Here is a 9943-nt window from a genome sequence, read left to right as displayed (position 1 = left end):
CGTCGACCACGCGCACAACGCGCGGGTCGACGGGCCTCGATATCGCCAGCGTTCGATGTCTGAGAGCGTCTTCTCGACGATTAAGCGCACGCTCGGCGACGCCGTGCGTGCGCGAACTTGGTACGGTCAGTTCCGCGAGATCGTTCTGATGTGCGCGGTTCACAACATGAAGCGGTTGCTATGACCACGAAATCAACCGCAGCATGGCGATTCACCAGAGCCGACAGTTGCTATCCAGTACAATCCACATCTTCATTGGCTGGAATATATCCGAACAAATTGATCACATCGATCACTGCCAGATCAGACGGGACACTCGCGATGCTTTCCGATTCAACTGCGTGACGTCTTAGCTCACAATCCACGAATCCTGCCGCCGTGCCGCATTTTCAATAGAGCAGCTATTGTCGTCTCCAAGGAGTCGTCTTACGGCTCCAGTACGACTTTTCCGCTGCTCTCCCTGTCCTCGATATACTCATGGGCGTCGGCAGCCGCATCCAGTGGGAAGGTCTCACCGACTACCACTTCGAGGTTGCCGTTCGTCAGCAACTCGGTGAGATGAGGCACCGCACTGAGGACCCGTTCCGGGTCGCGTTGCATCGACTGTCCAAGGTGATATCCGTACACAGTGTAGTTATTGAACAAGAGCGTGCTGGTGTCGGGCGTGCCGGGTTGGCCGCTCGCCGCGCCATACGAGACCATCCGTCCGAAATGTGCGAGGCAATCGAGGCTCTGTGCGGTGGTGTCTCCACCGATACCATCGAGCACGAGGTCAACGCCCTCATCGTCGGTGCGTTCGTTCACTTCCTCGGCGAAGTCCGTCTCAGTGTAGTTGATCGTGTGATCCACGCCGAGTCGTTCGGCGAGATCGAGTTTCTCCTGCGTACTTGCCGTCCCGAATACCTTCGCACCGGCTTCGCTTGCGAGTTGGGTCGCCGCGGTACCGACGCCGCCTGCCGCCGCGTGGATCAACATGCGTTCGCCCTCCTCCAGTCCGCCTCGCTCGAACAGAGTGTTGTGAGCAGTCAGAAACTGTACGGGAAAGCCTGCGGCTTCTGCGAAGCTCATCGATTCGGGTATATCGAAGAGGGCAGCCTCGTTCGCGGTGACGTACTCGGCATATGTTTCCTCGCTCATCGCGACAACCCGCTCACCGATTTCCCTATTTACACCATCGCCGACCGCATCGATTGTGCCAGCAGCTTCCATTCCTGGCACATACGGTGGTTCCGGACCGCCTTGGTAGTGGCCGCGGCGCTGCATGATATCTGCGAAGTTGATGCCTGCGGCTTCGACCGCGATCCGAACCTCTCCCGAACCGGGTTCGGGAACTTCGTTGTCCGTTGATTCGAGAACGCTGCTCCCGCCGAACTCTTGTATTTCGATTGCTTTCATGTTAGAATGGGTACTCCCGAGGTTTGTTCTGAACCGAGATCCATTTCGGTTGGGTGAATTCATCGAGAACGTAGTCGCCGTTGAACCGACCGATTCCCGATGACTTGTAGCCACCAAACGGAACGTGTGGCTCGTCGTTCACCGGCTGGTCGTTGACGTGGACCATTCCGGCATCGATTCGGTCGGCAATCCGTTGGGCACGACCGACGTCGTTGCCGTACACTGACGCGGCGAGTCCGTATTCGGTGTCGTTCGCCAGTTCGACCGCTTCATCGGTGTCAGCGAACGGAATCACTGGTGCAATCGGTCCGAAGTGTTCGTTACACGCGGCTGCCATCTCGTTGGTCGCCCCCGAAAGCACCGTCGGGAGCACGAACGATCCATTGGCGTCGCCGGGAGTGGCCGCTGTATCGAAGTCTCCGGCCTGTGTCGTCGTGCCGTCGATATCGTTGAGCGAGACGGCTGCACCGCCGACTTCGAGCGTTGCACCCGCGTCGACTGTCTCTTCGACGTACCCGAGCATCTGATCGCGCTGACTCTCGTTGATGATCGGCCCGATAACTGTCTCTTCCGTAGTCGGATCGCCGACGGGGAGGGAGGCCGCCTTTTTGGTGAGTGCTTCGACGTAGTCGTCGTAGAGCGATTCGTGGACGAGGTGGCGGTTGATAGAGATGCAGATCTGCCCCTGATGGAGGAACGTACCGAACGCGCCAGCGTCGACTGCCTTCTCGACATCAGCATCGTCGAGCACGACGTGTGGGCCGTTTCCACCGAGTTCCATCGCAGGATACGCGAGGTGGTCGACCGCCTGTTTTGCGACCTGACGACCGACAGCTGTCGACCCGGTGAATGCAATGACACCAGCAGCAGGGTGCCCAGCCATCCGGTCACCAATTTCTGATCCGCGCCCCGGAACGACATTGAGGAGACCATCGGGTAGACCGGCCGCTTCGAAGACGCGCGCGATGAGCAATCCACCGGTGATCGGCGTGTCGGATGCGGGTTTGAGAACGACGCCGTTCCCAGCCGCGAGCGCCGGCGCGACCGCCCGAATCGAGAGATGAAGCGGGAAGTTCCACGGGGAGATGACGCCGACGACGCCGACCGGCTCGCGTTTGACGAGGTTCTCCTTGTCCTCGATGTTCGATGCACGGTAGTCACCAGAGATCCGCGTCGGAAAGCTTGCCGCCTCCTGCGTGATGCCGGCGGCGCTCTCGAATTCACTCACGCCCTTCGTCTTCGTGGTCCCGGACTCGACGGCCAGCAGTTCGAGAATACTCTCGCGGTTGTCACGGAGTACCTCCACCGCACGGGAGATGACGGTCGCACGCTCGCCCGGTGACCGTTCCGCCCATTCCGTCTGAGCGGTTGTGGCGATATCGTAGGCGTTGCTGACATCTTCGACAGTTCCTTTCGGAACCGTGGCGATCTGCTCGTGCGTCGCTGGATTTTCGACTACGAGCGAATTGCGGTCGTCCGGCGAGCGTTCGCCATTGAGGTAGAGTCGATTCCACTCCGCATCGGTCGAAATCGTTGACTTCTCAGTCTGTGTTGTCTGTGACATCGGGTGTTATACGAACGTGTTATGGATGTGTAGATGGGATGCGGCCCGTGTTGCTTGTTCTGGCTCGTATCGTTATGCTCGGCATCAGTCCGCGAGCGACGTCAGTTCCTCGACATCGGGGATGCGTTCGCTCGCGGAAGTGATCTGTTTCATGCGCTGTTCGTGTTTGTTCGTCGCGTACTCAGTGAGTTCTGTCGGTGTGACACCTTCGTCACCGGCACGCTCGTAGCTCGGAATCGCCGCCTGCACCAACGGCAGGAGGTCACCGACAGTCTCCTCGATGACGGCTGGCTGTACGCGCTCGGTTTCGACGAGTTCCTTGAGCTTCGCCATCCCGAAGCCAACGTGGCGGCCTTCATCGCTGCGAATGTAGGTGAGACCCGAGACCAGTCCTGGCAGATGGGGAAGGTCAGGATAGGTGTCCTCGTCGAACTGGCGGGTGAGTCCGTAGTAGCCGGTCTGGGCGAGGATTCCCTCGACGGTCATGTGGTAGTGTGAGTAGGCTTTCGCGCGGTTCTCGGCGGTGTCGTCGTCGAGCAGTTCGGCCATTGCAGCCTCGTTGCGCTCGAACAGCTCGTCGTATTCGTCCGAGAACCACCGCTCGTCAGCCGGCGAGGAGTGTTTCTGCCCACGGTCGTCCTCCGCTGCGTGGATCACTTCGCGCCAGTAGCGGTCGAAGAAGTCCGAGTGTTTGGCTTCCTCGTAGAGCTGGGTCGTGATGAACAGCTGGTCCTCGAAGTCATCAAGTACGACTGCCAGCGGTGCGAGGTCCTCCGCGACGGCATCTTCGCCCGCACCGAACAGCGCGAGTGCGCGCTTCAATCCCTCGAATTCTTCATCGTCGAGTTCGGCAATGTTTTCGCGGTCGTCGTCGAGGTCGATGTCATGAGGGTCCCAGTGTTTCTCGACAGCGTGGCGGTAGTATTTGAACATCTGTGCATCAGTATCGATCTGCATCGGTGCGTCAGTGGTCGCCATTACAGATACGAGTAGGCCCCGTAGGTGAACGAGTGTTGAGCCTAACTCGTTGTGGCATTTATCAACCCCGTTCGTCGAGAGCGACAGTATGCCGAATGAGTCGGTCCTGCGCGCGGCGAAGTCGTTCGGAGACCGACGGCGCGGACACGCCGAGTTCAGCCCCAATCTCCTCCAAGGAGCCAGTTCGAGGAATCGAGAAATAGCCCGCTTCGTGGGCAGCGAGCAGCGTTTCGTGCTGTTTTGGCGTGAGTCCATACTCGTCGTCGGTCTCGGGTGGGGCTTCGAATATCTGGTCGAGTTGCAAGGTAATACCGTACGTCTCACAGGAGTCGTTGAATTCGGCGAGCGCCTCACGGCTGGAAAATCGGATACGTGCTCGCCATCCCGTCGGTGTGATCGTCGCGTTGATTGGGGCGGTATCCAATCGAACGAACTCAGTGTAGATGGCTGGCGGTTGTTCGGATAACTCCACGCGATAGAGACGACGATTCTGTGTCGTTCCGAGGACACTGTATGTCGCCACCGCTGTCTCGTCGAGTGCCGTTTCGAGGGTTTCGAATGTCTCACCTTCGGCCCAGAAAACGAGCACCGGCCGGCTGCGCTCAGAAGTCAGGATATCATCAACTCTGAGGATGAGGTCCGGAGCAGCACCGGCAACCTCTGTCAGCGGTAATTTCTCCGAGATCAGATCGAACTCGACAACGAGAGTCATTGATATTTAACTCACTATCCCACGGTTATAAACCTCCCTCGGAGTGGATGATTCAGTGCCGCCCGTGACTTCTTCGAGACAACCGGAAAATAGGTGCAACGAACGTCCACACGGTGCATTGGACGACTATCTAGCCAGCCACAGTTATAAGCAAACAGGTGATTTGTAGAAATCCAAACGCCGAACCTCTGACATCCAACCGGACAAATATTGATATCACAGTATGTAGTTTATAGGCATGAGTTCAGACGCTGTAGAGCCCCAGACTACTGGGATCGGCAAAATCCGGTTAAGATCAGTTTACTCGTGCTTAATCGAATAAGGACTAGTAACTTTACCCACCTCCCCGCCCTCTCCCACAGCGAATAGGATGCAACGACTCAGAGCTAGGGTTACGCAGGCTGAGAGTATGCAGAAGTCAGTGAAAGTAGGGGGTGTGTAGTATCGTTCGTATCGATGGGGTTACCGAGGACTTCCTGACGGACAAAGGGAAGGGCCAGGGTGGGAAGAGCGGGAACTATCGGAGTGATGCTAATAGAGAGCTCGATCGCTTCGTCAAGTTCCTCGCTCAGCACGAGGACGCCGTAACGACGTTCGAAGAGGTAGAGTCGGGCCATCTCCGCGAGTACGCTCGGCATCTCACCCGCCAAGGCTGGGCGACGGGCACAGTCCGGACCTACTACGCCTATGTCTCCGCATTCTGTGGCTGGGCCGTTCGCGAGGGTCATCTCGCCGAGAACGTCGCTCAACGCCGCAATGCAACAGAACCAATCCCTGACGATGGTGGTCACAAGAACGGAGAGCAGCAGGCCTGGTCTGCTGATGATCGCCAACAGCTCACCTCTTACGTCGATGAGCAGGCACACGAAGCTATCGACAACGTCAGTGAGGACCGAGAGGTAGCGATCAAGGCCTGTCGCGACCGCGCTCTCGTCTATCTCCTCTCATACTCTGGAGTACGGGGGGCCGAGGTTCTCCGTGACAGGAGCGATGAACGACGCCAGGGACTCCGCTGGGAGGACGTTCATCTCGAGGACCGCTACGTGACGGTGTTCGCGAAAAAGCAGCGTCTCAACGACCGAGGCCTTCCAGGGCCGGTGATCTCTGCCGAGCGAGCTGGCTCTGGAGATCGCGTTCGTTCTCCTCATGAATGGTTTCCCGGCGCTCCAGTTCCTGTTTGACCTCCTCGATCTGGTCCGTGATACGGTCCCGTCTATCCGCGATTTCCTCATCGGCATCAATGTCAAGCAGGTTGTTGACCAGAATTTCATCGCTGATACGGACGGACTCGTGATAGTGGTCAGGCATAGATTTGTGTGCGTATTCGGCGTTGAAATACGCATACGGCGCTGTACGGCTGGTGGTGTAGCACTACAGCGAGTCACAGAAATCGTTAAAACCGGCGAAAGATATTAGTACTCTAACTGGCTCTCCTGCTTCAATGCCCACGTTTAATCAACTCAAAGACAAATCCGGATACTACATTTACGCTTGGACACCCAAAACAGGGAATATCACCTACAAACTCAAATCCGAGGCCAATCCGATTATCGATGACTACGATCTTCGGCATGGAGACGATATTTCATGGGATGTTATCAAGTCATTAAAATTCTTGAGATTTATTTACACCGACGGTTCTGGAATCCTTGAGGTGGGTGATTTCGAACCAAATCCTAATCAAGTACAAGAGACATCGCTAACTAAGAGCCAAGCCAAAGCACTCCTCAAAATAATTCAGGACTACTACGATCTCTCTGAAAGCCAGATGGAGACCCTTTGCTCTATCCTTGATATCGAGGTTCCAGGATTGAATCCCACTCGCATAAAAAAGCTCCTTAGAAATAGAATTACTTCCCTTAGTTCGACGTTTCCCGTCAGTAATACACTAAGAAGAAAGAGTATTGATGACGTGACTGCTTCAGCAACAACTTGGGAATTAGGAGATAAGGAGCTAGGATTACGCTTCCTTTTTGCATCATTTTCAGGCGCTGATGCAACAGATCCCGTAGAGTATCTGAGCCATGATGTCTTTGTATCTGAATATCTGGGAATCACTAAGTGGGTAACAGGGCTTACTAATAGATCGAGGGATGCAGAAGTAGAGATAGCCCAACAGATGGAACAGCTGGTTCCCATTGTTGTGTGGGCATTGAAAGATGTGGGCGTCAATCCAGGTCAGCTAGAAGAATTATCTGGACCTGATATCCGAGATTTTGAGGATATGCCTTTCTAATCTGCTGTTCTATATGTGGCGAGAAATTCCCACGGAGTCACAGGTACGACTCGCGTGGGGGTATGAGACGATCTTCTCCCAGAGATCGCATTAGAGTATCGGATGAGTCGTTTTTATATTCAGTTGTTGGTTTTTAGATCTGGGTGCGTCTTGTTTGGGTGATTGTAGCAGCGGTAGATGTTGAAGAGGTCTCCATTGTTGTCTTCGCCTGTCGAATATGCGTCGTTCACCCGGCATGATGTGTAGAGCCTTCCAAGGGTGGTCTGGGCACGATGTCGAGGTAGGTTTGGTTCTCTGTGCTGTACTGGTAGACGAAATGATCGCTTCCCGAGTCGATGGCATTGTATCCAGTACTTGGACTACCCGAGGCACCGAATATCCAGCCGAAGATCAGTCCGACCACGAGTCCCAGCGCCAAACTGAGCAAAACGTGCTCCCGGCTTTTCCAATTGAATCGCGAGATATCTATTAGATTCGTTATCATTATATCGCAATGCGTAACTCAGATTTTTAAAGATGATCTCGAAACTCCGGCTCTATTCTACAGTCATTCAGACTTTTTCCAAGAGTATAACGAGGTGCTTTTACCTCGTGATATGGTTTCACATACTATGGGGGCGAGACCTACTACTGCGACACTGCCTGTCGCAACTGATGACGTCATGGCCTCGGTCGATGATGACGGCACCACGGAGGAATTCATCATCGCCGACATCTCCCGTGACGATTCGTGGATCTCAATACCACTCAAAGAGGCGGCAGCCCTTCCGAACTGGCGATAGATAGCTCTCAAATTCTGTTGCTCAATTAATCCACAGCCTGTGTAGCGGGTACAATTATTTGGGTACGGTACGATCCCTTCCCACATGCCCCATATCGTATGGTTGTATCAGCGTGGAGAGGAAACCGAGGAATATTATACAAAATCTATTGAGCGGACATCCTACACTAATGAGCTGAAAGAAGCTGTCAAGGATGATATGGTGGAAACAATCGGGGATATCGATCTAGAGGAGTTTGAGTCATTATCAGTAGTTCTTCCAAATTATCATACCAATTCACTGCACAGCAATATCCAACCAGGAAGTATCATTCTGTTCCACGACGCTGAGATCGGCGATTTCTATGCTGCCTCTCTGGTTGTTACCACAGGAAGAGACCGTGATAGAGACTTTGTTGGTGAAATATGGCCGTACAATTCATCTGCTAAGACATATTTCATCTGTACCACTCAGCCCGTTCGCATCGATCTTTCTAAAGACCAGTTCAGAGATCTATTCGGGTATGAAGTTGGCCAAGACCCGATTGAGAACCAGAAGGATCGTACTTTGATTGCGCCTGGAGAGGGTCATCAGAATGAATTTCTCCGTAATATAGTGTCCTTTGAGGACTTTCTTCTCGCGGTGCGCACCGATCTCGAACCTAACACTACATCGTCATCGGAGGAACAGCCCGAGTCCCCACAAGCTCAGACCCTACCAGAGATAGAATCTACGGAGGCGGAACTAAAGAGTGTCACTATCACGCGCGAAATTCCAGATCGGCCAGCAACCCCCTCAGTAAAGCGCAACCACAATTTTCGTGAAAAAGTTATAGAAGCCTACAAATATCGGTGTGCAGTCTGTGGAAAAGAGCGCTGGTCTCCAAAAGGGAATCCAGAGGTTGAAGCCGCGCATATCTTTCCTGTTTCTGGTTCGCAAAATACTGAGAAAGGTGAAGGTGGGCCAGACATTCTCCAGAACGGTATTGCTCTATGTAAACTTCATCACTGGGCGTTCGATAATGGCTGGATATCAATAGACGATGACTATACTGTGATTGTTAGAAATGCATCTTCAATCAAGGGTTACGAAGAGCTGGCTTCCCTTCGCAATAATAGCCTATATCTACCTGAAAACCAAGACGATTGGCCGGAGACACGCTTTCTACAGGCTCACCGCTCACTCTCGTACACACCAAATCCAAGCGACATTCAGTAATTTCGAATGAAATCGTTTCCAGACTCGCGAATCTTCTGAGTGGCCTGTTTCCCAGCTCGACCAGTGCTATCGATATACCTCTTTGCTACCGAGATGTCTTTCCAACCCATTGTATCATGAGAGCCTGTTCGGAGACACCTTTCTCGGCGTACAGGGTGGCGAAGGCGGCTCTAATACTGTGTGGATAGGCGCGACCGTTGAGCGGGTCTTTCGTATCTAACTCTGTGTCTCGTTTCTCATCGACGCGACGAGCGCATCGTTTGATGATTCGCCAAATCTCTGTCTTCGAGTAGTTCTCTTTCACGGTCATCACACCGTTGCCAAAGTAGTCGTTCAGGTAGTCAGCTACTGTACTATCGATAAATCCGATGTCTCTAGCGAATTTCTCGGTCTTCGGCGTCCACATTCTTCCGTCCCTTTTGCATTCTGCGCAGAGGCAGCGCTGCCGTGATGGTACGGAGATGTGTTCTTGCCGCCAGTCGACCCAGTTGGCGGTCATGTGGTAGAATTCGTCTTTGCGGAGTCCGGTTCGGCTGATAACGATAATCGGAAATTCTTCGTGGAAGTCGTCTGCTGCTTTGACGAGTTCTTGGATTTCGGCGCGTTCTGGTGCGTCGTCTCTGCTGAGTCGGGCGATCAGGTATCACCCTCATGGCTGTAGTGGAGTAGTATCATTGTAGAACAGTTGTATTGAACTACTCAAGTCACTTATTGTTTCATTGAAACATCCAGAAGAAGTAGGATCCACTCTGGTTCCCGGATTCTTTATAAAGGAACTAGTGGTTTTGAAACACTTTGGGTATAGAGTATTTCACTTTGCCAAACCCGCAGTACCTGATAGGAATGAGGTGCTGGATAGAGAGAACCCGGTCACGATAACACATCTTCTCATCATGATATTTGTCGTCACCGTCGGACTCTTAATAGACCAAGAGCGTGTCATAGAAAGCGTCACGTGCGAGGTTGCAGGGTGTGGGAATTGTGTCCAACAACGCCCAGACCCTGCAAAACGTCACTTCTGTCGACGACTTCTTGAATGTCGCGGCGACCGAGACAGTACCGCTGTTTGAGTATCTCTC

Annotated in this window: 10 protein-coding genes and 1 pseudogene; 5 read left to right on the top strand and 6 right to left on the bottom strand. The window is 53.6% G+C overall.

Annotated features, from left to right (window positions below):
- On the top strand, positions 1 to 184 hold a 184-nt coding region (locus GT355_RS17735; RefSeq protein WP_160135828.1), incomplete at its 5' end, for a transposase.
- A 242-nt stretch (positions 185 to 426) separates the two neighbouring features.
- Here the strand turns inward: GT355_RS17735 and GT355_RS17730 are convergent.
- The 4 genes from GT355_RS17730 to GT355_RS17715 form a co-directional block, all read right to left on the bottom strand.
- Complete coding sequence (locus GT355_RS17730; protein WP_160135827.1) at positions 427 to 1395, bottom strand: quinone oxidoreductase family protein; 969 nt, start codon at positions 1393 to 1395, stop codon at positions 427 to 429.
- Between the two features lies 1 nt (position 1396).
- The gene (locus GT355_RS17725) at positions 1397 to 2959 is read right to left on the bottom strand and encodes an aldehyde dehydrogenase family protein (RefSeq protein ID WP_160135826.1); all 1563 of its coding nucleotides are present in this window, start codon (positions 2957 to 2959) and stop codon (positions 1397 to 1399) included.
- 84 nt (positions 2960 to 3043) lie between these two features.
- Positions 3044 to 3937: a ribonucleotide-diphosphate reductase subunit beta gene (locus GT355_RS17720; RefSeq protein WP_160135825.1), complete on the bottom strand. Its 894-nt coding sequence runs from the start codon at positions 3935 to 3937 to the stop codon at positions 3044 to 3046.
- 61 nt (positions 3938 to 3998) lie between these two features.
- On the bottom strand, positions 3999 to 4649 hold the full coding sequence (locus tag GT355_RS17715; RefSeq protein ID WP_160135824.1) for a helix-turn-helix domain-containing protein: 651 nt from the start codon (positions 4647 to 4649) through the stop codon (positions 3999 to 4001).
- Between the two features lie 443 nt (positions 4650 to 5092).
- Here GT355_RS17715 and GT355_RS17710 point away from each other — a divergent pair.
- Positions 5093 to 5752: pseudogene (locus GT355_RS17710) on the top strand (site-specific integrase); the annotation flags it as partial.
- Here the strand turns inward: GT355_RS17710 and GT355_RS18115 are convergent.
- Positions 5721 to 5957 carry a hypothetical protein gene (locus GT355_RS18115; protein WP_192928054.1) on the bottom strand — a complete coding sequence of 79 codons (237 nt, stop codon included), beginning with the start codon at positions 5955 to 5957 and terminating at the stop codon, positions 5721 to 5723. The pseudogene GT355_RS17710 and the gene GT355_RS18115 sit on opposite strands and share 32 nt — an antisense overlap.
- A 133-nt stretch (positions 5958 to 6090) precedes the next feature.
- Between GT355_RS18115 and GT355_RS17705 the strand changes: the two genes are divergently transcribed.
- From GT355_RS17705 to GT355_RS17700, 3 genes are all read left to right on the top strand, one after another.
- Positions 6091 to 6885: a hypothetical protein gene (locus tag GT355_RS17705; RefSeq protein ID WP_160135823.1), complete on the top strand. Its 795-nt coding sequence runs from the start codon at positions 6091 to 6093 to the stop codon at positions 6883 to 6885.
- A 335-nt stretch (positions 6886 to 7220) separates the two neighbouring features.
- Positions 7221 to 7667, top strand: a complete 447-nt coding sequence (locus GT355_RS18720) for a DUF7556 family protein (protein ID WP_420825988.1) — start codon at positions 7221 to 7223, stop codon at positions 7665 to 7667.
- A gap of 84 nt (positions 7668 to 7751) precedes the next feature.
- On the top strand, positions 7752 to 8864 hold the full coding sequence (locus tag GT355_RS17700; protein ID WP_160135822.1) for an HNH endonuclease: 1113 nt from the start codon (positions 7752 to 7754) through the stop codon (positions 8862 to 8864).
- 85 nt (positions 8865 to 8949) lie between these two features.
- On the opposite strand, the gene GT355_RS18715 is transcribed toward GT355_RS17700, so the two are convergent.
- On the bottom strand, positions 8950 to 9270 hold the full coding sequence (locus GT355_RS18715) for a hypothetical protein (protein WP_420825987.1): 321 nt from the start codon (positions 9268 to 9270) through the stop codon (positions 8950 to 8952).
- Between the last annotated feature and the right edge of the window lie 673 nt (positions 9271 to 9943).

The sequence above is a fragment of the Halococcus salsus genome (assembly GCF_009900715.1).
In the GTDB taxonomy this organism is placed as follows: domain Archaea; phylum Halobacteriota; class Halobacteria; order Halobacteriales; family Halococcaceae; genus Halococcus; species Halococcus salsus.
This window is presented reverse-complemented; position numbering and strand designations above follow the sequence as displayed.

What these genes read in the sequence shown, in the direction of transcription:
- GT355_RS17705 (WP_160135823.1), top strand. Translation starts at nt 6,091, where the DNA reads ATGCCCACGTTTAATCAACTCAAAGACAAATCCGGATACTACATTTAC.
- GT355_RS18715 (WP_420825987.1), bottom strand. Translation starts at nt 9,270, where the DNA reads ATGTGGACGCCGAAGACCGAGAAATTCGCTAGAGACATCGGATTTATC.
- GT355_RS17700 (WP_160135822.1), top strand. Translation starts at nt 7,752, where the DNA reads ATGCCCCATATCGTATGGTTGTATCAGCGTGGAGAGGAAACCGAGGAA.
- GT355_RS17715 (WP_160135824.1), bottom strand. Translation starts at nt 4,649, where the DNA reads ATGACTCTCGTTGTCGAGTTCGATCTGATCTCGGAGAAATTACCGCTG.
- GT355_RS17730 (WP_160135827.1), bottom strand. Translation starts at nt 1,395, where the DNA reads ATGAAAGCAATCGAAATACAAGAGTTCGGCGGGAGCAGCGTTCTCGAA.
- GT355_RS17720 (WP_160135825.1), bottom strand. Translation starts at nt 3,937, where the DNA reads ATGGCGACCACTGACGCACCGATGCAGATCGATACTGATGCACAGATG.
- GT355_RS18115 (WP_192928054.1), bottom strand. Translation starts at nt 5,957, where the DNA reads ATGCCTGACCACTATCACGAGTCCGTCCGTATCAGCGATGAAATTCTG.
- GT355_RS17725 (WP_160135826.1), bottom strand. Translation starts at nt 2,959, where the DNA reads ATGTCACAGACAACACAGACTGAGAAGTCAACGATTTCGACCGATGCG.
- GT355_RS18720 (WP_420825988.1), top strand. Translation starts at nt 7,221, where the DNA reads ATGGCATTGTATCCAGTACTTGGACTACCCGAGGCACCGAATATCCAG.